10 protein-coding genes are annotated in these 22274 nt (G+C 70.8%); 5 read left to right on the forward strand and 5 right to left on the reverse strand.

Features of this window, described 5'->3' with window-relative positions; genetic code table 11:
* Positions 1 to 204 precede the first annotated feature (204 nt).
* Together AB0M16_RS04840 and AB0M16_RS04845 are read right to left on the reverse strand one after the other, a co-directional pair.
* Positions 205 to 768: a hypothetical protein gene (locus tag AB0M16_RS04840; protein WP_365338788.1), complete on the reverse strand. Its 564-nt coding sequence runs from the start codon at positions 766 to 768 to the stop codon at positions 205 to 207.
* On the reverse strand, positions 765 to 8024 hold the full coding sequence (locus AB0M16_RS04845) for a polymorphic toxin-type HINT domain-containing protein (protein WP_365338790.1): 7260 nt from the start codon (positions 8022 to 8024) through the stop codon (positions 765 to 767). Before AB0M16_RS04845 ends, AB0M16_RS04840 begins: the two co-directional genes overlap by 4 nt.
* A 402-nt stretch (positions 8025 to 8426) precedes the next feature.
* On the opposite strand from AB0M16_RS04845, the gene AB0M16_RS04850 reads away from it, so the two are divergent.
* From AB0M16_RS04850 to AB0M16_RS04870, 5 genes are all read left to right on the forward strand, one after another.
* A complete protein-coding gene (locus AB0M16_RS04850) occupies positions 8427 to 13436 on the forward strand; it encodes an FG-GAP-like repeat-containing protein (protein WP_365338792.1) in 5010 nt (1669 codons plus the stop codon).
* A gap of 343 nt (positions 13437 to 13779) precedes the next feature.
* Complete coding sequence (locus AB0M16_RS04855; protein ID WP_365338794.1) at positions 13780 to 16071, forward strand: FlgD immunoglobulin-like domain containing protein; 2292 nt, start codon at positions 13780 to 13782, stop codon at positions 16069 to 16071.
* A 128-nt stretch (positions 16072 to 16199) separates the two neighbouring features.
* Positions 16200 to 17618, forward strand: coding sequence for a ferredoxin reductase family protein (locus AB0M16_RS04860; RefSeq protein WP_365338796.1), 1419 nt, complete (start codon positions 16200 to 16202; stop codon positions 17616 to 17618).
* A gap of 66 nt (positions 17619 to 17684) precedes the next feature.
* Positions 17685 to 18329: an FMN-binding protein gene (locus tag AB0M16_RS04865; protein WP_365338798.1), complete on the forward strand. Its 645-nt coding sequence runs from the start codon at positions 17685 to 17687 to the stop codon at positions 18327 to 18329.
* A 28-nt stretch (positions 18330 to 18357) separates the two neighbouring features.
* Positions 18358 to 19095 (forward strand): FAD:protein FMN transferase, encoded by a 738-nt coding sequence (locus AB0M16_RS04870; RefSeq protein ID WP_365339461.1) that lies wholly within the window; start codon positions 18358 to 18360, stop codon positions 19093 to 19095.
* 334 nt (positions 19096 to 19429) lie between these two features.
* Here AB0M16_RS04870 and AB0M16_RS04875 read toward each other — a convergent pair whose 3' ends face one another.
* Genes AB0M16_RS04875 through AB0M16_RS04885 form a run of 3 tightly spaced genes read right to left on the reverse strand, consistent with a single transcriptional unit; the run spans position 19430 to position 21997 of the window.
* Positions 19430 to 20125 carry a response regulator transcription factor gene (locus AB0M16_RS04875; RefSeq protein WP_365338800.1) on the reverse strand — a complete coding sequence of 232 codons (696 nt, stop codon included), beginning with the start codon at positions 20123 to 20125 and terminating at the stop codon, positions 19430 to 19432.
* Entirely contained in the window at positions 20122 to 21363 is a 1242-nt protein-coding gene (locus tag AB0M16_RS04880) for a histidine kinase (protein WP_365338802.1), read from the reverse strand. The genes AB0M16_RS04875 and AB0M16_RS04880 overlap by 4 nt, the downstream gene beginning before the upstream one ends.
* A 7-nt stretch (positions 21364 to 21370) precedes the next feature.
* Positions 21371 to 21997, reverse strand: a complete 627-nt coding sequence (locus AB0M16_RS04885) for a DUF998 domain-containing protein (RefSeq protein ID WP_365338804.1) — start codon at positions 21995 to 21997, stop codon at positions 21371 to 21373.
* Positions 21998 to 22274: the final 277 nt, after the last annotated feature.

Here is a 22274-nt window from a genome sequence, read left to right on the forward strand (position 1 = left end):
ACCGAGACTCCGGCCCCGGCGCCGCTGCTCCCGTCACCACGTCACCCCCACGCTCCCGGTCGCCCGGTGAAATGGATGAACGTAGCACGGGCCGGACGCGTCCCGGGGAGGCGACGTCCGGGGCCGGGCGAGTGGTGACCCGCGCCTGCGCCTGAGCGCACCACAGCCCCGACCGGCAGGCCGGTCGGGGCTGTGGCCATGGCTCTAGTGGCTGTCGAGCCAGCGACGTGCCGCCACGCTCAGCGGCAGGTCGTCCGGTTCGCCCATGTCGTCCATGGATCCGTCCGTCAGTGCCTCGGCCCAGCGGCGGAGGACCTGCGCACGGTGCGGCGCCTTCAGCACGGAGGTGCTGAGGGCGTGCTCCCACGTCGTGGCGGAGCACAGCACGTTCCCGTCGAGCGAGAGCATGCGGAACTCCGGGTGGTACGGGGCGCTGCCGAGCAGCCCGTCAGCACCCTTGCCCATGATGTCCCACTCGCTCTGCAGCTCGACGCAGTGCCACCGCGCGAGGCGGTCCTGGCCGGGATGGAGGGCGATCAGGAACCTGCGGTCGGTCTCGGAGAAGAGTCCTCCTTCGACCGACAGCCGGTACCAGTCGGCGTTCGCCTTCTCGTGCAGCTGTGGATCACGGAAGTCCACCATGGCCTCGACACGCCCGTCCTCGAACGGGACGCTCGGTGCCTGGCCGGCGACGGTGGGCGGAAGGAGCCCGTCGGGCGGGGTCCAGCCTTCCACGACCCGCAGACCGGCTGCGGCTGGTGACTTCATCGGGGTGACCCGCCTCCATGGCTCGCGTACCAGGCGGACGGTGGTTGGTTCCATCTGCCTGGGAGACGTCCGGCGAACCCGTACTCGAACACCTGATTGTAGTTGTGGCCGAGAATGTACCCGACCACGCCGTCGGAGCGGACGAGGATACGGGTCAGACCGCCGTTCACGCCGGTGTAGACGGTCGCGTCGTACCACGGGTTGTTGGTCTTGTAGCCGGTGATATGGCCGTTCGCGTTCGTTCGGCGGGCGTCGTACCAGTCGAGACCGGCGTGGTTGACCCGCTGCGACAGCTGGCCGCTCTCGACACGGTTCACGGTCTCGTGGACCTCGCGCGGGATCTGCTTCCAGTTGGCGTCGTTCTGCTTCTGCCGCTCTTCGGTGAGCTCCGGCGAGTAGGGGTCCTGTTCCGTCGGGCACGAGTCGTTGTGGACGAGAGCAGGTGTCGCGCCCGCCAGCACGTAGTACGTGTGGACGTCGCCGACCGTGAGGTTGTGGACCCGCTTCTGCTGGGTCCAGCGCTTGACCTCCGTGACCTGGACCCACGTGCCGGACGAGGTGCGGAGCGCCTCGCCGGCCTTGAGGTCCGTGGCCTTCAGCCACTTGTGCAGCGACGGAACCCAGAACGGGTGACCGTCGGTCGCGGTGATCTTCTCCTCGGAGTCGCCCTTGGCGCCGTCGGTGTCGATCGTGATCTCGACGAGGTTCTTCTGGCCCTCCCCGATGATCCGTGCGACGACGGGCTTGGACTTCGTGGCGCCGGTCTTCTCGTCGGTGGCCATGACCTGGTCACCGGGCTTGACCTCTTCGATGGCCTTCGACGTGCCGTCGCCCATCAGGACCTTGGTGCCGGGCACGAAGCTGTTGCAACCGCTGGCCCCCCCGTCGGTCTCCTTGCCCGACGACTTCTTGGGTTCGTCCGCCTTCTTCTGCTCCGAGGACTTCGACGCCTTGCCGTCGCCGTCCGCCTTCTTCGCCTTCTGCGCGGAGGACTTGCCCTGCTTGGCCGCGGTCGCCGCGGCCTCGTCGGCCTTCTTCGCCGCCGCAGCTGCGGCCTCCTGAGCGGCTCTACGCGCCGCCGCGGCCTCTTCCTCCAGCTTTCTCGCGCGTTCGGCAGCTTCCTCCATCTGGCGTTTCCACTCCGCCAGGTCCTCGGCGTACTTGGCCATCGCCTGCTGGTAGCGCTCGACCCGACGCATGATGTCGCGTGCCAGGGCGAGCTTCGAAGCCCAGCTGTTGAAGGCCTCCCAGGCTCGGTCGAGGGCCTTCAGGATGCGCTTGGCGCGTCCGGCGAAGGGCAGGGCCGCGTCGAGAGCGAGGCTCGCACAGGCCCAACCATCACCGCTGAGACAGGACTTGATGTCGTTGTAGCCCGAGACGTCCTTGAGGATGCCCACGGCGACCTCGAGGGCGATGTCCAGCGCGCTCTTGCCCTGGACCATACGGGCCCAGGCCTCCTCCGCCGCCGTGAAGTCCTGGACGGGCATCACGGGCGGTGCGATCGACAGACCGCTCGGGTCGCTGTACGTCACCGGCGAGTTGTTCGCGTAGGCGTACGAATTCATCTGCTTGGGCTCGCTGTAGTCGACCACGGGGTCGACGGACAGGAACCGGCCCGTCGCCGGGTCGTACTCCCGCGCACCCAGGTGGACCAGACCCGTGGTCTCGTCGACGTCTCCGCCGACGAATCCCTTCTTGCCCGGCCACACGGACGGGGCCGTGCCGCGTACCTCGCCGAACGGGGTGTACTTGCGACGGGTGACGGCTGAGGTCGACGCGTCCACGGCAATGGTCGCCGTGCCGTTCTGGTCAGCCATCAGGTACGACGTGGTGATCACGCCGTCCTTCGCCGTCTTGACCATCGTCGGCCCGGCCGCGTGCGCGTAGTACCGCGTGCCCTCCAGCTTGCCCGCCGTGGTCAGCTTGACCTCGGTGTTCGGCAGGTAGAGCGTGGTGCCGGTCTTGTCGCGCTTGATCAGGCGATTGCCGCCGACGTCGTAGACGTACTCCGTGGACTCGCCGCCCTTGGTGACCTTCGCGAGCTTGCCCGCGGCGTCCCAGTCCAGGGTCTGGGTGTCGCCCTGGATGGTGCGGGTGCGGGTGTTGCCCGCCTGGTCGTACGTGTACGACTCGGTGCGCGAGCCGCCCGGTCCGGTCGTGTCGACCTTCTGCAGCTGGTTGGCACGGGCCTGGCCCGCGGTGCCGTAGGTGTAGGTCCGGGTGACGTCCTGCGTCGTGTCACCCGTGGGGGAGTGCTGGACCTCCTTGGTGCGGTTGCCGCCCGCGTCAAAGCTGTACGAGGACCAGTACGGGTTCGGGCCGCCCACCGACGGGGTCGAACCAGGACCGGACGAGCCGGGCTTGGCGGCGCAGTCGTCCGTGGCGGTCCACGCCTCGTTCATCCGGCGCAGGTAGTCGTACGCGAAGCACTGGACGTCGGGGGTGCCCTGCGGGCCCTCCTTGTCCGTGATCTTCAGGATGTTGCCGACGTCGTCCCGCTCGAACGTCGTGTCGTTGATACGGCTCGGCGACACCTCACGGTCGTTGACGGTCCGCAGCAGTGCGCGGGTCTGCTCGTCGTAGAAGTGCGTCGCGTAGACCTGGGAGCCGGCCGGGCCGGCCTCCGTGCGCAGCACGTCTCCCATGGGCGAGTAGTCGACCTTGCCGACGAACGTCTTCCCACCGACGCCCATGATCGTGGGCAGCTCGAAGTGGTTGTACGTCTGCGTGGTGATCTCGCTGGGCAGACCGCCCACCGCCGGCTGCATCGTCCACGCCATCAGACCGGTGTTCGGCCGGTAGCCGGTGGAGAAGCTGTACGTGCCCGCGAGAGCGCCCTCCGAGGCCGGGATGGTGAGCTTCGTCCCGGTCGGACGGTACTCGGTGTCGTAACCGGTGACCTCTTGCTTGTAGGCGTTGCCGTTCACGTACCGGGTCGAGGAGGCCGGCATGCCGATCGCCCCGGGCAGCGTGTCGTACGTGGTCGACGTCAGCTTCGGTCCCGTCAGCGAGCCCTCGTGCGTGGCGACGACGCGACCCAGGACGTCGTACTCGGGCGCGACGGTCTTTCCGCGGGCGTCGGTGAGGGTGGAGACACGGTCACCTTGGCCGTACGTCACCGACGACGTGCCCTTGTCGGGGTCCGTCTGCTTGGTCTTGCGACCCCGGAGGTCGTACTCGAAGCCCCACCGGTCCCCGGCCTGGTTGACGACCGACTCCAGCATGCCGCGCCGGTTGTAGGCGTAGCGCGTCGTGTCGTACGTGCCCGTCGGCGAGTCCGCGTGGAAGAAGCGCAGCTCCGTCTTGCGTCCGGCACCGTCCAGGAAGGCACGGGTCGGCGTCTCGCCCTTCGGCGGGTCGACGGTGATGTTGTCGCCGCCGTACGAGGTGGTGGTCCGGGAGGTCTCCACGCCGAACTTGCGGGAGATCTGGGCGGTCGCACGGCCGGAGCCGTCGTACTGGGTCACCGTCGAGGACGGGACCTCGTTGTCCTTCGGATCCCACTGGACGCCCGACGGCGCGCCGTCGGTGTAGTAGGCGCCGTTGCTCTTCCAGACCTGGCCGAGGCTGTTGTAGAAGGTGTCGGTGATGAGCCGACCGCCGCCGAGCGCCTCCATCTGGGTCTGGCGGATGCGCAGGCTGGCGTCGTAGATGTCGTAGCTGGTGCGGTAGGTGCCGTCGTCCAGCAGCGCCTTGTTGGTGATGACGACCGGACCGTCGGTGCGGACGTCGTAGGAGAACTCGCCGTCCGGCGACTTGCTCAGCGGGTCGCGGTCCGGGGACCAGACCTTGGTCAGCCGGCCGAGCGCGTCGTACCGCATGACCTGGCGGCGCCCGTTGACATCCGTCTCGGCGAGCACCGAGCCACGACCGGCATCGGTCTCCGTCGTCTTCGTGTGGCCCACCGGGTTGGTCGACACGACCTTCGTGACGATCTGCCCGGAGGCCGGCGTGTACGCGGTGCGGGTGACCTTGCCGAACACGTCCGTGGTGGTCGTGAGGCGACCGTACGCGTCGTACTCCGCGCTGCCGTCCGTCTGGTAGACCGGGCTGCCGTTCACGTAGTCCGACAGCGACTCCGTGGACTGCACGTTGCCCGCCGCGTCGTAGTGCATCCGCACGTCCGACGTCACGTCCGCCGGGCGCGCCACGTCGGTGGCGTCGCAGGCCTTGGCGACCGACTCCACCCGCTTCTGGCGGGCGATGATCCAGCGGGCCGGGTCCTCGTCGTACTCGAAGCGGGTGCAGCTGTCGTCCGACCCGTCGGCGACGTCGCCGCGGTTCGAGACCGACAGGGCGAAGCCGCGGGTGTCGTACTCGGTGTGCATGGCCGTGCGGCGCCAGCCGCGGCCGTCGGAGAGGAGGATCCGGGAGGCCACGTCGCTCGTCTGCTGGACGTACGACTCCTGCGGCTCGATGTCCTCCTCCGGGACCTCGCCCTTGCGCAGGCGGGTCGCGGTGGGGCCGTGCAGCCACGGGGTGTACGTGGTCGCCGCCTCCAGCGGGCCGCCCTCGCCGTCGTACGCCAGGACCTCACGGGTCTGGCCGGCGAAGAGGCGGTGGTCCGGGATCTCGTTGCCCTCGGAGTCCTTGACCTTGACCGAGCGGATGCCGCCCGAAGGCGTCGCACGGTCGCCGTCGAGACCGCGGAAGAACAGCGTCTCGGTCTGCGAACGCCGGTCCGGCGCCACGCCGATGAGGGTGCGGACGCGCTCGTAGCCCCGCCACTGGGACCAGGTGCGGGTCTTGGGCCGCATCATCTCGGTCTCGTCGTCGAAGGCCCAGGCCGGGTCACCGAGGAACTGGTACTCGGTGCGCCGCGTCGGCGAGTTGCCGTTGCGGTCCTCCTCCTGGACCCAGTCGACGACGTGCTTGTGGAACCAGTCGGTGACGTACAGCTTGCGCTCGCGCGTCGGGTCGTTCGGGTCCGGGATCTCCGAGATCACCGGGTAGCACCGCATCGTGTTCGTCTCGGGCGACGAGGGCAGCGCGCCGGCGGAGCACTGGGTGTCCTTGTAGTGCGCGAGGATCGTCGAACCGGTCTCGGTGTCGATCGCCTCGACGCGGTAGCGCTTGAACGGCGGCTTGCCGTCCGAGGCGCCGTCGACACGGTTGTCGAGCTGCTTGCCGCGGAACTTCACCGGCGGCAGCTCGATCGAGCCGCCGTTCTGGCCGGTGTGCCGGATCTCGGACAGCCACAGCGGGTAGTCCGTGCCGTCACCGGTCATCGGGAAGTCCTGGGTGAGCTTCCAGGTGTCGACCGGCTTGCGCTCGCTGCCGTTCCAGACCGACGTGGTGACCTGGGTCAGCCGCTTGCGGGTGAAGAAGGTCGGGGTGAACCGGCCCTTGCACTCCTCGCCCGCAGCGCACAGCTGGTCGCCGGGGGTGTCCGGCCACTCCTTGGCGATGCTCCAGTCGACCTCGGGCTTCAGCTTCGCCGGGTCGCAGTCGAAGGTGGCCGAGACCAGGCAACGCTCCGCGACGGAGAACTTCACCTGGGCGGGCGCCTCGGCGAACAGGTCGTTGCTGCGCAGACCGTACGAGATGCGGTCCAGCCAGCCCGAGCGGTCGTAGGCCCGGGCGGTCGAGCCGCCGGCGATCTGGTAGTTGGAGCCGTAGTGGTTGACCTCCTTCTCGTACCAGTACGTCATGGCGTTTCCGCGCGGGTCCACGACGTAGTCGAGGTTCCAGCGGTACACCTGGTCGCACGCGGAGTCGGCGAAGGTGGTCGTGTAGCAGGGCTCACCGGGGTGGTTGCCGTAGACCGGCACCGTCCAGGCGGAGTTGGTGACGGGCTTGCCCGACGTCCAGCCGGGGATCCGGTTGACACCGAAGTAGAACTGGATGCCCTGGGGGTTGGTGAACCGCCAGTGGTCACCCTCCTTGTCACCGTTCTGCGCGCCCTGCAGCAGCTCGACGCGCGAGCCGTCGTCCTTGGCGGGACGCCACTTCTTCGTGGCGTCGTCCAGGACGAGCTGGGTGGAGCCGCCGTTGAGCGACAGGGTGACCATCGGGGCGCCGTGGCACAGGTCGCCGGTGTCGTCCTTCGGGTTGTTGTACCCGGAGTCCTTGCGCTTGTCCTGGCTGCACGGGACGTAGGACCGCTCGATGTAGTTCGAGGCCAGGTCCCAGCCGTCGCCGACCCAGGAGGTCTGCTGCGCGGAGGCCGAGGTCCGGCCGTCGATGGTCGAGCTGGAGTAGCCGAGCGTCAGCGACGGGCTGGGGCCGCCGAGGGAGGCGGGGATCTCCAGCGGGTACGACCAGGAGAAGTCGCCCGCGGAGCCGCCCGCCTGCCAGGCGCCGGAGGGGTTCAGCGAGGTGGCCTTGAAGGTGCCGTTGGCGCCGTCGGCGCCCGCGGTCGCGGCCAGCGTCACGGTGCCCGTGCCGGCGGTGGTGGCGGCGACGGACATCGTGTTCATGCCGCCGGCGCGCGAGGCCGCGTCGGCCGCGGGGGCGTCGAAGGTGGCGACGAGTCGGCCGGTCGCCGGGTCGTTGCTGGTGGTGACCGGGATGCCGGCCGGGCAGCCCGGCTTCTTCGGCGTGGTCAGGGCGCAGGGCGGGATCGCCGTGAACCGGAGACGGGAGCCCCAGCTGCCGCCGAAGGCGTTCTTGAAGGCGGTGTAGTCGAGTTCGACCGAGACCGGCGCCGAGGACGTGCCGGCGTCGGTGCGCCGAACCGTCAGGAGGAGGCTGTTCGTGAGGCCGGCCCGGTGGGCGGCGGCCCGGTCGAGCAGCCCGACCTCGACCTTGACGGGCCCGGCGGACGAGTCGGCGGGCGCCGCCGCGGCCGACTTGGAGAGCGGTCCGGCCTTGGCGCGGGCGGCGAGCGCGGCGACCTTCACGGGAAGGGTGCCGGCCTTGACCGCCGCTCCCGCCCTGACACCGTTGCCGGAGCGCAGACCGGGGCCGCCGGCGAGGGACTTGCCGGTGGCCGGATTCAGCTGGGCGGTGGGGGTGAGCGTCGGCTCGGGGAGGGTGATTTCGGCGGAGCCGGCCTTGGGCCAGGCGATCGCCGGAGGGTTCTTCCACTTCTTCTTCTGCGACTCGGCCTGGCCCGGCGCCGGCTTGCCCGTGACGGGGGCGCCGCCGACCTTGGTCAGTCGCTGGAGGGAGGGAAGGGATAGGTCGGAGTTGGCTGCCGCGGCGTCGACGGCCGAGAGGCCGGACGCCAGAAGGCTGACGGCCAGCAGTGGTATCGGCCACCGCCGGACACGCCTCAGAGGCGCACGCCAGGCGTGCGCCTTGGATCTGTTCAAGATTCGAACACTCCATGAAAGAGAGATGAAAACGAGCGTGAATTGTGTCATGGCCACGCTCTACACAACGGCGCTGAACCTAACAGTCGCGCTCCCGGCCGTCGAGGCGGCGCAGGTGCGCGGGGTGAGGGGGTGTCAAGACAGAAGTCGCTGGTCGTGCGCACGCCGCGGCGTGAACACCTGGAGTTTGACCTTCCGTCAAACATGAGGTAAAGGGGGCTCCCCGGCGCCGCCGCGCCGCGCGACCCTGCACGCGAAGGTCTCCACGGCTGCTACAAATAATTCGAACGCCAACGGCCGATCGTCGAGGTGGCCGAAAGGCGCCCCCTCGGCGCGCGGCCCGACGCCCAGATTCGGCCACCGCACCCACGCGGGGGCCGCCCGACCCCGAGGACTCCTTCCGTGAGACCCATCCCGACGCGTACCCGCGTCGACGAGCCACCGCGTCGCAGCACGCCGGCTCTCACCACGGCCGCCGTCACCGCGTTGACCGCCGTGCTGCTCGGCACCGTGCCCGTCACGGCCGTCGCGGCACCGAACGCGGCCGCCGCCTCCCAGGCCTCCGCCGCGGACCGGGCCGACCAGAGCGCCCACGCCAAGGCCAAGGCCGAGGCCAAGCGCACCGGCAAGCCGGTGGAGATCACCTCCAAGCGCACCGAGAGCGACGACGTCTGGGCCAATCCGGACGGCACGTTCACGCAGAACCACGCCCTGGCCCCGATCCGTGTGCTGCGCGGCGGGAAGCTCGTGCCCGCGGACACCGGCCTCAGCCGGCAGAGCGACGGCCGGATCGCCCCCAAGGCCACCCGCGTCGGGCTCACCTTCTCCGGCGGTGGCGACAGCCCGCTCGTCACCATGCGCAAGGACGGCCGGGACATCACCCTGACCTGGCCGAAGCGGCTGCCCGCCCCGCGCATCGAGGGCGACAGCGCCACCTACCCCGAGGTGCTGCGCGGCGTCGACCTGCGGGTCACCGCCGACGTCACCGGCTTCTCGCACCAGCTGATCGTCAAGAACCGCGAGGCCGCGAACGATCCGGCGCTCGCCTCCCTCAGCTTCGGCCTCAAGGGCAAGGGCCTGACCCTCCGCAAGGAGGCCAACGGCGAACTGCGGGCGCTCGACCCCTCCGGCAAGGCCCTGTTCAGCTCGGCCAAGCCGCAGATGTGGGACTCCGGCGCCGACCGGCCCGCCGCTCCGGCCACCGCTTCGAAGACCGAGGCCCCGACGACCGAGGGCGCGACGACCGAGGGCGCGACGACCGAGGGCGCGAAGACGGCGGCCCCGAAGACGGCGGCCCCGAAGACCGCGGCCCTCCGGGCGGCCGCCGCGAAGCCGGCCGCCGCCGTGGCCGACCAGGTGCCCGCCGTCGACGGCATCTCCAACGGCACCCGCCAGGCCGACCTGGGCGTCGCGCTCAAGGGTTCCACCCTCACGCTCACCCCCGACCGCACGCTGCTGACCGCGCCCGGGACGACGTACCCCGTCGTCATCGACCCGGTGTGGCGGGACGACTGGAAGTCGGTGTGGGCCCTCGCCTACAAGCACAACGCCTTCTCGAACTCGGCGAACACCAACTACTGGAACGGCGGCACCCTCAGCAAGGAAGCCCGCGTCGGCTGCGCCAAGGACGCGCAGAACGGCTACGCGGTCGTCTGCGCGAAGACCTTCTTCCAGGTCGGCATGGGCAGCCTGTGGGACAAGCAGATCCTGTCGTCCACCTTCCGCATCCAGCAGAAGTACGCCGGCTCCTGGAGCTGCAGCTCCGGTGACATCCAGATCTGGGACACCGACGGCATCGGTACCTGGACCACCTGGAACAACCAGCCCGCCTGGAAGCGCCTGGTCGACTCCTCCGGTCAGTCGTTCGGCGGGCGCAACTGCCCCGGCGACGGCGACACGATCGAGCTCAACGTGACCTCCGCGGTCGCCGACGCGGCCCGCTGGCACTGGCCGGCCTGGACCATGGGCCTGAAGTCGGCCACTGACACCGTCGACGTGTCCTGGCGCAAGATGAACCCGGACAGCGCCCGGATATCCACCCAGTACAACACCGTGCCGAACGGGATCTCCGAGCGCGGCTCCGACCCCTCGGTGTCCTGCGGCGGCGGCATGATCGGCACCACCGACGAGGTCGTGCTCCGCGCCCGTGTCTCGGACGCCGAGGACAACGCGCTGCGTGCCGAGTTCAACTACTGGAACGACAAGGACTACTGGGGCACCATCAAGCGGCCCCAGGTGTGGGTCACGAACGGCAACGTCGCGCAGGTGCGGATCCCCGCCTCGGAACTCCCCACCGGCACCTACCGGTGGGACGTCCGCGGGCTCGACGACTACGCGGCCGGCCCCTGGGCGGGCCAGTGCGTGTTCAGCATCGACGCGACCCGGCCGGGTCACCCGCCCAAGGTGACCTCTCCGCAGTTCCCCGAGAACGAGCCGGACAACACCTCCCAGGCCCGCACCAAGGGCACCTTCACCTTCAGCGCCAACGGCGAGACCGATGTCGTGAAGTACCAGTGGTGGACCGAGTCCGACCCGAAGGTGCGGGAGGCCGCGGCGGCCTCGGTCGGCGGCGACGCGACGGCGGAGTACACCCCGTCCACGACCGGCCCGCAGACCCTGTTCGTCCGCAGCCTCGACGCGGCCGGCAACCGGTCCGACCTGAAGGCGTACCTCTTCTACGCGAAGCGCAAGCCGACCCGCGACAAGCCCGGTGACCTCAACGGTGACGACACCGTCGACATCTGGAGCGTCGACCCGGGCTCCGGCCAGCTGTGGATGCACCCCGGCAAGGGCAACGGCAGCTTCGACCTGTCCAAGAAGCTCGAGCGCGGAACCTTCGCCGACGCCGTGTCCCTGTCCCACCGCGGCAGCTGGGACACGGACTACTACGAGGACCTCATCGCGCTGCGTCCCTCCGCCGACGGCAGCCGCAAGATGCTGTACGTCTACCCGGGCAAGGGTGACGGCGATCTGCAGCCCGTCGACGCCAACCGGACCGAACTGCAGACGGCGTTCCCCGACAACGACCACTGGGCGCAGGCCGACCAGGCGCTCGTGATCGGCAGCGTCGACGACGACAGCAAGGACGGCAAGGTCGACGACAGCGACCAGCCCGACCTGCTCGTGAAGGCCGGCGGCGAGCTGTACCTCTACCTCGGCACCACGACCGGCTTCCTCGACGTCGCGGACACCGGCTTCCGTGCGCCGATCCTGCTCGGCAACGCCGACTGGCAGAACATGACGCTCATCGCCCCCGGTGACCTCAACGCCGACAAGCTGCCGGAGGTCTGGGCCCGGGACAAGGTGACCGGCACGATCCACCAGTACACCAGCCGCGTCACCACCGATCCCGCCTCGACCACCGTCGCGGACCTCACGGTGTACGGCGACAGCGCCGTCCGGAACACCTCCATCGCGACCGGCTTCACCGGCACCTCTCCGCAGCACCTGTCGAGCAACGGCGACTTCGAGAACGACGGCTACGCCGACCTGTGGTCCCGCGACGCCAACGGTGAGATCACCGAGTTCCCGGGCCGTGCCCTGGCCGACGGCTCGGTCTTCGGCGCCGGCCGCCGGCTCGTGCTCGGCGGAACCCCCTGGTCCCAGTGCCAGAGCTTCACCTCGGCCGCGACCGGTACGCACTCCCTGTGCGGCCCGATCCTGGCCAAGTACCTCGCCAAGGGCGGCCCGTCCGGCTTCGGCTACCCGACCACGGACGTCACCGTCCCGGAGGACGGCGAAGGCCGTTACGCGCACTTCCGCCAGAACGGTGCCGGCGGGGAGAACGCCTCGATCTACTGGCACCCGACCACGGGCGCCTGGATGGTCCAGAACGGCATCCGCGACTACTGGAAGTCGCTGGGCGCCGAGAAGGGCTTCCTCGGCTACCCGACCTCCGACGAGTCGACCACCTTCGAGAGCGACGCCTGGGTCACCACGTTCAGCGGCTCCGGCGGCAACGGCGCCATCTACTGGACGTACGACTTCGGCGGACGCTCCATCCACGGCACCATCTACAAGAAGTACCTGGCGCTCGGCGGCCCGGCCGGCTTCGGCTACCCGACCACCGACGAGACCAACGTCGACGACGGCATCGGCCGGTACAACAACTTCCGCCGCCGCGGCGAGACCTCCGACTCCCGCTCCATCTACTGGACCACGACCACGGGCAAGGCCTGGGGCGTGTGGGGCAGCATCCGCAACAAGTGGCTTTCGCTGGGTGCGGGGAAGAGCTTCCTCGGCTACCCGCAGTCGGAGGAGTACGACGTGGCGGGCGGTCCGCGGACCGACTTCCAGAACGGCACGTACATCCGCCACAACAAGTGGACCGGCGCCACCGTGGAGCACCACCCGGCCGATCGCACCGACACGCTGCGCAAGGAGCTCTCGGGCGACTTCAACGGCGACGGCCGCGTCGACATGGCCACGGTCTACGACTACGGCAGCGACGCGATGGCGCTGTTCACCCACGCGGCCAAGCCGGACGGCGGCTTCGCCGCCCCCGTGGCGGCCCACACCAACGGCGCCTGGACGTGGCGGGTCTCCCAGTCCCAGTGGGTCGCGGGTGACTTCAACGGCGACGGCCGCGACGACCTGGCCGCCCTGTACGGCTACGGCGACGGCGCCAACGGCATGTTCACCTTCCTGGGCAAGGCCGACGGAACCTTCACCGCGCTGCAGCGCAGCGCGTACACGGCCCCCGGCAACTGGGACGCGACCAAGGGCAAGCTGGTCGCGGGTGACTTCAACGGCGACGGCCGGGACGACGTGGTCATGATCTACGACCACGGCAACTCCACGTCCGGCGGCTACACCTTCCTGTCGAACGCGGACGGCACCTTCAAGAACATCTTCGGAAGCTGGTGGTCCGGCGCCGGCAACTGGAACCAGAGCAGCGCCAAGTACGTCGCGGGCGACTTCAACGGCGACGGCCGGGACGACGTCATCGGCGTGTACGGCTACGGCGACGGCTCGGTCTCCGCGTTCACCTTCCTGGGCAAGACCGACGGCGGCATCCAGGCGGGACCGAAGTCGTGGTCCCGCGCGCCCGGCCAGTGGGAGTGGTGGCGCAGCAAGGTCACCGCGGGTGACTACAACGGCGACGGCCGCGCGGACATGGCCATCATGTACGACTACGGCTACGGCAACGCCTCGCTGTTCACCCTGACGGGCAAGCCGGACGGCGGAGTCAACGACGACTTCCGCAGCTGGCAGGCGCCGTCGGGCACGTGGCACGTCCAGGACGCCTCGTTCCCGGTCTCCGGCGACACCGACCACGACGGTCGCGAGGACATCGCGATCATGTACAACGACGGCTCCGGCGGTACCGCGGCGAACACCTTCAAGGCGCGTACCGACGGCGGGTTCGAGAACCCCCTGAAGAGCTGGCAGGCGTCACCGGGCACCTGGTGACCCGCTGACCCGGCCCGTCTGACAACAGTCGCCCTCCGAGCCCACCCGGGCCCGGAGGGCGACGTCGTGTCGCGGGCCGGCCGCGCCAACTGGTGGGCGCCGGGGCCGCTGCGCCGGTTCCACCGCCGCTTCGGCCTGAGCGAGGAACCGCGGCCGCCGAGCGGCGCGTGGCGGAAGCCGACGGCACCGGCCGGTGCCGCACCGTAGGTCCCCCCTCACCCCTGTGGCATCTCTGTGACACGAGCGGCACATATTTCCTGCACAACTCCCGCCCCAGCAGGTACTGTTAACCGTGTTCACAGCTTGATGTGGGAATTCCATCTGTTAACACATGGGGGGTCAGGTGTTCCATCACCTGCGCACGACCAGCCGAGCCGGACGCACCCGGCGTACCGCCACCACGGCCGCCATCGCCGCCGTCCTCGCCGCAGGACCGGTCGTCGTGCTGCCGGCAACGGCGCACGCGGCCGGGGCGGCCGAGGTCCTCGTACCCGCGCCGGACGCGTACGGCGCGGGCGTCGAGACGCTGCTGGCGACCGGCAGCCAGGGCGTACTGCACCGCGAAGGCGGCGGCTACCTCTGGACCAACACGTACAACAGTGCCACCAAGCCCGTCCCGGAGCTCGACGGCGTGCCGGAGGACGCGATCGTCCACGGCCACGACGAGTTCAACCGCGCCATCTACACCAAGCCGCGTGCCGACGGCGGCACGGACGTCGTGCGGATCGGAGTCGAGGACCCCAGCTTCACCCACACCCTCGTCGTGCCGGCCGGCTACCTCAACCCGCGCGTGTCCAACGGCTGGGTGCTGGCCACCGTGGACCAGGGCGACGGCACGTACCAGCTCCGCGTGGCGCGCGGCGGCGCCCCGGCGAACGACCCCGTCGTGCGACTCCCCGCCGGAGCCACCACCGGCGCTGAGCCCGTGCTGCTCGGCGCGCACTACAACCGACTCCTGATCGGCTACCGCACGGCCGACGGCACGCCGGGGTACGGCATCCTCACCGCGTACAACGGCACTGTCGAGCCGCTGCCGGTCACGGGCGAGGCGAGCAGCTTCCGGATCACGCAGGAGACCGTCAGCTGGTTCACCCGCAGCGGGGAGCCGGGCGTGCGGGTCGTGGCGCGCGACAACATGGCCGCCGCTCCGCGCGTCGTGCCGCTCGCCCTGCAGGCGACCGACAGCAAGGTCACGTCCTACGTCGTGGGCGAGAACGTGCTCTGGCGCGAGGGCGACGGCGGGCCCCTGCGCCTCACCCCCTTCGCCGGGGCGGAGCGCGAGCGGACGCTGCTGAGCGAGGTCGAGACGACCTTCCTGCGCTCCGAGGGCGGGGGCTCGCTGGTCGCGCTCGGCAAGGACGCCGAAGGCAAGCGCGCCATCCACCACTTCAGCGTGGACGGCTCCGGACTCGTCTTCGACCTGCTCCTGCGCGACGTACCGGGGGTCAGGACGGCGGACGGGCACATCCAGGCCCTGAGCCTCGACCGTGGGCGACTCCGGTACGTCAACTCCCTCGCCGGCAAGGAGACGTTGCACGGCACGGGAGTCGGATCCGGCCTCGACCCGGCCAAGGGAGCGGCGCTCGCCGACTTCCCCGGCCTGGCGGCGGGCCGCTTCGCCGACGGGACCGACGAGGGGCTGGCCCGCCTGGTCGAGGACCCGGCCACGGGTGCCGACGTGCTCGTGACCGGCGACGACCCGGACCACCCGGCCGACCGCTTCACGCTGCCGGGCAAGGGTGGCCGGATCCTCGACGCGGCACCGGAGTTCGTGCTGTACGAGGCGGACGGACGGCAGTACGTCGTGGACACCGCACGCGACGTCGTCGTCCGCGAGCAGCGCGCGCAGGCCGCCGTACTGGAGCAGAAGTGGCTGCTCAAGCCGGCGCTGCAGGATCCCGGCACGGTGAAGGTGGTCAATCTGCTCACGGGCAACGTGACCGAGACCGTGGCGCTGGGCACCGCCTGCGTCCCGAACGAACTCCAGCGCAGCGGCACCCTGCTGTACTGGAGCTGCGCCTCCCTGGACGCGGCAGGCGTGCGCGACCTGGCGACCGGACGCACCTACCCCGCGCCGACGTCGGGCGTCCTCCTGGGCGACCGCTTCCTGGCCCACCGTGACGGCGCCGGCGACCTGCGCCTCACCGCGCTGCAGGCGGACGGCGGTACGGCCGATCTGGGCACCGTCACCGGCCTGAAGCAGCCGACGGACGGAGACGGGCGCGGCACCACCTGGACCCTCGACGCGGGCGCCGGCAAGCTCGCCTGGGTCGACGCGGACGACACCGTCCACGTCACCGCGCCGCAGCACGGGGTCTCCCCGCTGGGCGTCGCCCGCACCGCGGCACCTCGCGCACTGGTCCAGGGCGGCACCGCCGAGTGGGCCGCCGCATGGTGGCTCTCCAAGCCCGCCGCTTCCTGGCGGGTGACGCTCACCCACCGCACGACCGGCGAGGTGGTGCGCACCTGGGCGGGCGAAGGGGCCCTCAGCGCCGTGCGCGTCTCCTGGGACGGCACCTCCGACGCGGGCACCCCGGTGCCGACCGGCGCCTACACCTGGCAGCTGACCTCCGCCCCGGCGGACGGCTCAGGTCCGGAGGCGACGGCCTCGGGCGTCGTACGCGTCACGGACTGACCGGAGCACCGCCCCCACACCGGCGCCTTCCCCCCGACAGCGACGCAGGGAGGGCGCCGGCTTCGCCCCTCGCCCGGCCCGCCGGCGGATCTCCGTCCGGGCCTGGTGGGCTCCCTTCGCTCCGGCCGATGTGGGTAGGGTGCGCGGGCACCAAGGCGACCGGAGGACAGCACGTGACGACGATCCAGCACAGCAGGGCGGGGAGACGGCAGGCCCAGCGCCGTATCCGCCCCAGGCGTTCCCCCGCTGTACCTCTGATCGCCCTCGCCTGGGCCGGTGCGGCAGCCGTGGTCGGGCTGTGGTGGCGCAACACACCGGCTGTCCTCCCCGACGCCGGGGACCGGTTGATCCACGCGGGGCGGATCACCGGCCTGCTAGCCGGTTACGTGATCGCCCTGGTGGTGGTGCAGATGGCGCGGGTGCCCGCGCTGGAGCGGCGGGTGGGGTCCGACCGGGTGTCGCGGTGGCACGCCACGAGCGGCCGGTACGCGCTCTCCCTCACCTCGGCGCACGTCGTGCTGACCGTGTACGGGTACGCGCTGCAGGGCCGGACCGGTGTGGCGGAGCAGACGGTGTCACTGGTGACCGAGTACCCGGAGATGGGCAAGGCGGCAATCGGCACGGTGCTCCTGCTGGTCGTCGGACTCGTGTCGGCCGGTGCCGTACGGCACCGGGTGCGATACGAAGTCTGGTACTACCTGCATCTGCTCACCTACCTCGCCGTCTACCTCGCCTTCTGGCACCAGCTCGCCACGGGGGCGGAGTTCCTCGCCGACCAGGCGGCCCGCGCGGTCTGGTACGTGCTGTACGGCGCGGTCGGCGCGCTACTCGTCTGGTACCGGGTGCTGATGCCCCTGCGACTGAACCTCGTCCACCGCATGAGGGTGGATCAAGTGGTGCCGGAAGCCCCGGGCGTGGTGTCCGTGCTCGTCCGCGGGCGCCGGCTGCACCGTCTCGGAGCGGAGGCGGGGCAGTTCTTCCGCTGGCGGTTCCTCACGAAGGGGCTGCGCTGGACGGCTCATCCCTATTCGCTCTCCGCGCCGCCCCGGCCCGATCTCCTGCGGATCACTGTCAAGGCCGTCGGCGGGCACAGCGCGGCCCTCGCCCGGCTGAGGCCGGGGACGCGGGTGTGGGCGGAGGGTCCGTACGGGTCGCTGACCGCCGCTCGCCGCAGTCGCGGCAAGGTGCTGCTGATCGCTGGAGGCGCGGGCATCACTCCGCTACGCACGCTGTTCGAGACCCTCCCGGGCGCCGGGGGCGATCTGACGCTGCTGTACCGGGCCCGCACGGCGGACGACCTCGCGCTGCGCGAGGAACTGGAGGCGATCGCGGACGACCGTGGGGCGCACCTGCTGTACGCGGTCAACGGTCCGGACGGCAGACGGCCGGAGATCAGCGCCGGTATGCTGCGCCGGATCCTGCCGGACATCGCCCGGCACGACGTGTACGTGTGCGGGCCGCAGGGGCTCGCCGAGGAGTCGTACGCCGCCCTGCGGGAAGCGGGCGTGCCGGACCGGCGGATCCACCACGAGTCCTTCGCCCTGTGAGCCGCCGGACCGTCGGGTGATCGGTCCGGGTGTGACACCCGGCGGCTCGGTGACGCTGAGCGGGGTGTGAGGAAGACACACCCGCTCCGCCGCGCGGTGCTCGCCGGCGCGGGCACCGTATCCGCCGTCGTGCTCCTGCTCGCGCTCAAGCCGACCGTGGATCCGTCGCTCGCCCAGGGGGCGGCAGGCCTGGGCACTCCCCTGGCCTCCGTGGTCCCGGCCGATGCCGGCACCGCATCCTCCGCCGCCTCGCCGTCGGCTTCCGTGAGCGCCGCAGCCTCGCCTTCGGCGAGCACCGGCGCGACCGGCTCCGCGAGCCCGTCGTCGGCCCGCCCGTTCGCGTCCCGTACGCCCATCGCTCCGACGAAGACGAGCGCGCCCACCGTGTCCAGGACCACGCCGGGCTCGTCGGGCAGCACCTCGGCCGGGTCGACCACCCGGTCTGTCGCCGGAGCCACGATCAGTACGCAGTACGGCTCCGTCCAGGTGCAGATCACGGTCAAGGGGAGCACGATCACCGGGGTCACCGCCCTGAAGTCGCCGTCCTCCACACCACGGAGCAGGGAGATCTCCGCCGAGGCCGTCCCCCAGCTCAACCAACGGACAATGGCGGCGCAGAGCGCGGACATCGACTCCGTCTCGGGTGCCACCTACACCAGCGCCGGCTACCGCCAGTCGCTCCAGAGCGCTCTGGACAGGGCCGATGTATGAGCCGCGCGTGCGGCATGTGGAACACGTGATGGGCACGGTGTTCTCGTTCGACGTCCGTGGGTGCTCCGACCTCTCCCGAACGCGCGAGGCGCTCACGGAGGCGGTGGATTTCCTGCACCACGCGGACCGGGTCTTCTCTCCGTACCGCGAGGACAGCCAAGTCAACCGTCTGGCGCGCAGAGAGCTCGACCCCGAGCAGTGCGGCCCGGACGTCCAGGAGGTGACGCGCCTGTGCGAGGACATGGTGCGCCGCACCGACGGCTGGTTCTCGCCCTGGTATGCGGGAAGCGACGGCGGATGGGATCCGACCGGACTGGTGAAGGGCTGGGCGACGGAGCGCGCGGCCCGCATGCTGGCTTCGGCGGCCCCCGGCACGGCCGTGTGCGTCAACGGAGGTGGTGACATCCAGCTGCTCGGCGGGCCGTGGCGCATCGGTCTCGCCGACCCCCTGACCCCCGGAGCTCTGGCCGCGGTGGTGGAGGTGGGCGCTGATGTACCGGAGGCGGCCGTGGCGACGTCGGGCCCGGCGGAACGAGGCTGCCACATCCTCGACCCTCATACCGGTGAGCCGCCCGCGCACGCGCTCGCGGCGATGACCGTCGTCGGCACCACGCTCACGATCGCCGACGCCTGCGCCACCGCCGCCTACGCCATGGGCGAAGCCGCTCGCTCCTGGCTGGACGCGCAGCCGGACGTCGAGGGCCTTGCGACCACCACTACCGGCGTCACCTGGCAGAGCACGGGCTTCGCCCGCTGGACCGCCTGAGGCGTCGGGTGGACGACCACCGGGCGTCATCCCGTCGCACGGGGCCGGAACGGCCACCGGTGCACACCCCCGGCGGTGACACGGGCATTGTCGACGGCCTGCCCATCCCGTGTACTGGCGGCACTCGCCGGTGAAGACGGTGGCGATCTCCGCATCGAGCAGGGGTGCCACGAACTGGGCCACCGTCGCTCGTGCGGCGCCTTCCGCGTTCCCCGAAGCCGGGCCCGGCGCGGCGCCGGGGCGTTCGTTCTCCGTGCGGCCGGGTAGGGGAGGGGACGGTTGTCGGTGACCTCGTCAGCAGTGGTCGTCGGACCGCCAGATACGGTTCACCCGGTCACCTCTGCGGATGCGGCTCGACGGACCCCGGCCGGCCGGGGCGGACGAGGCCCGTCTCGTAGGCCAGGATGACGAGTTGGACGCGGTCGCGCACGCCGAGTTTGGTGATGGCCCGCGTGACGTGTGTCTTGGCGGTCAACGGACTGATCACCAGGCGGTCCGCGATCTGCTCGTTGGACAGGCCGGTGGCGATCAGGTGGACCACCTCCCGTTCCCGTGCGGTGAGTACCGAAAGCCGCTCCGCCGTGTCGGTGGGTGCGACAGGTCGGTGGGCGAACTGCTCGATCACCCGGCGGGTCACGCTCGGCGACAGCAGCGCGTCGCCGCCGGCCACGGCTCTGACGGCCTGGCGCAGGTCGTCGGGCTCGATCTCCTTGGTCAGGAAGCCGCTCGCTCCGGCGCGCAGGGCGGCGAAGACGTACTCGTCGGTCTCGAACGTGGTGAGGACGATCACCCGGCAGCCCGTCAGCTGCGGCTCGCCCAGGATGCGTTCGGTGGCCGTCAGGCCGTCCGTGCCGGGCATGCGGATGTCCATGAGCACGACGTCGGGCCGTGCGGTACGGGCCTCGCGGACGGCCTCGTCGCCCGTACCCGCCTCGGCGACGACTTCGATGTCGCGGGTCCGCCCCAGGAGGCTGCGGAACCCGGCGCGCACCAGTGACTGGTCGTCGGCGAGGAGAACCCTGATCGTCATGGTCGGAAGCCTGGCACAGGAATCGTCGCCCGTACCACGTAGCCGCCCTTCTCGCCGTCGGGACCGGCGGCGAACGTGCCGCCCAGCGCACGGACCCGTTCGCGCATTCCGCTCACCCCGTGCCCCACCGCGCCATCGGCGCCGGTGCCGGACCCGATGCCGTCGTCGACGACAGCGATGCTCACCTCCTCGGCGGTGCAGCACAGACGGACGGTGGAGCGGGAGGCACGTGCGTGCCGGACGGTGTTGGTCAGGGACTCCTGCACCACCCGGTAGGCAGCCAGAGACACCGGTGCGGGGACGGCGGACAGGTCCCCGGTCGTCTCCAGGCGGATGTCCAGTCCGCTCGAATCCATGCGGTCGATCAGGGCCCTCAACCCCTCCACCCCTGCTTCAGGGGTAAGACGTAGCGGCGTCTCCTGGGCGGTTCTGTCGGTGGGGTCGTGCAGCACGTCGATGAGCGAGCGCAGATCCTTCACCGCCTGCGTCCGCACGTGCTGCGCGGTCGCCAGGGCGGTGCGTGCCTCTTCGGGGGAGTCGTCGAGGGACTCTGCCACGACCCGCAGCTGCACACCGACCACGGTGAGCGTGTGTGCCACGACATCATGCAGTTCCCGGGCGATCTGGAGCCGCGCCTCGGTGATTCGCCGGCCGGCTTCCGCGTCCTGCTCCTGCGCGGCGCGACGCAGCGACGCGTCGAGTTCGGCACGCCATCGGTGCCAGTTGCGGTATGCGGCTGCGACGGAGAGCACCAGGGCGAGCCAGAGGGCCTCGGCTCCCAAGGAGCCCAGCACGCCGCGTGGGTCGTTGCCTGCCGCCGCCTCCCAGCTCGCGGCGAATCCCAGCTCCACCAGTCCGATGCCGATCGCCCAGGGCAACCCCGGTCTGCGCGGCCGATCGTCGGCAGCCAGCGTGAAGTAGGCGGCGGTGACGGGCCACACCCAGCCGGCGTCGGTGAGTCCGGCGCTCCGGAACACGATCACCGTCTGCACGCTGAACAACAGCACCAGCACGGGCCATCGGCGACGGACGAGGAGCACGAGGCCCAACTGGAGGGCGAGCGGCAGCGCGCCGGCAGGATCGAGCCGACCGCCGAGGAACGCCGTGCCGGCGAGGACGGCGAGCACTGTCACCGCGGCCATCGCGAGGTCCGCCGGGGGGAGTGGACGTGAAGGCGTGACCGCTCCCCGGGCCGGAAGCGTCGCGGGCAGCTCGGAAGTCGTTCGGTCGGCGATCATGCGCTGATCATCCACGAGCACCACGACCCTCGCTCAGCCGAGCCGTGGCCACCGCAGCGAGGGTGAGCCAGGCGAGGTCGACCGTGATGACCAGCCGCTCGACCAGGCCGACCAGCGTCGGGGCGGAGCCGACGCCCAGCGACGGACCGTCCATCACATCGATCAGGCACACGGCCAGCGCCGCTGTGGCCACGACCGATGCGGTCGTGACAGCGAACAGCGCCTTCCGGGCGGCCGGCCACCGGGCCGTCAGCTGACGACGGAGCAGCAGCGCGGCCAGGGGCAACGCCACGAACGCCGGAAACGCCGCCGTCCCGTGAACCATCTCCGACATCGACGGCCGGCTCCACCGGCCCGGCGGATCCGCCGGGAAGAAACCCGCCACAAGCACCCCGCCCGCCCACACGGCCAGCGCACCCCGCGCCACCCGTCGTACGACAGGGCCGCCCGGCAGGCGCCCCACCTGTACCGCCACAACCGCCGACGCCGACCCGATGGCGAGCAGGGCGGTGGTGATCAACCAGCCGGCGGATCCGTGCACATAACGGCTGACGGTCTCGCTCACGGGGCTGAACTGCGGGTTGAGCACGTCCACCGCGACCATGGCCGCGCACCCGGCGGCGAGCAGGAGCACCACCGCGCCCCGGACTCGGTCCGACCGGCCAGGACGTCCCGTACGTGCGCCATCCGTCGCCACCCGCTCGGGCAAAGTCACCATGCGTTCCTCCTCATCACGACGATGAAGGCAACGCTAGGGATGCGATCACCAGGCAGTCGTCGTCCCTCGGCAGTCACATGCCAGTACGCCGGCCGCGTACCACGTACACCCGACGGAGTACGCGTCCACATCGCCTGGTGAGAGGGCGGGACGCGAACTGCCCAAGGGTCTCCTCCCTTTCGCCCACCGCCGC

It is taken from the genome of Streptomyces sp. NPDC051921 (assembly GCF_040680975.1).
Classification (GTDB): domain Bacteria; phylum Actinomycetota; class Actinomycetes; order Streptomycetales; family Streptomycetaceae; genus Streptomyces.

Coding starts and splice junctions, on each gene's coding strand:
- AB0M16_RS04840 (WP_365338788.1), bottom strand. CDS start 768: ATGAAGTCACCAGCCGCAGCCGGTCTGCGGGTCGTGGAAGGCTGGACC.
- AB0M16_RS04860 (WP_365338796.1), top strand. CDS start 16,200: ATGTGGGTAGGGTGCGCGGGCACCAAGGCGACCGGAGGACAGCACGTG.
- AB0M16_RS04870 (WP_365339461.1), top strand. CDS start 18,358: ATGGGCACGGTGTTCTCGTTCGACGTCCGTGGGTGCTCCGACCTCTCC.
- AB0M16_RS04875 (WP_365338800.1), bottom strand. CDS start 20,125: ATGACGATCAGGGTTCTCCTCGCCGACGACCAGTCACTGGTGCGCGCC.
- AB0M16_RS04880 (WP_365338802.1), bottom strand. CDS start 21,363: ATGATCGCCGACCGAACGACTTCCGAGCTGCCCGCGACGCTTCCGGCC.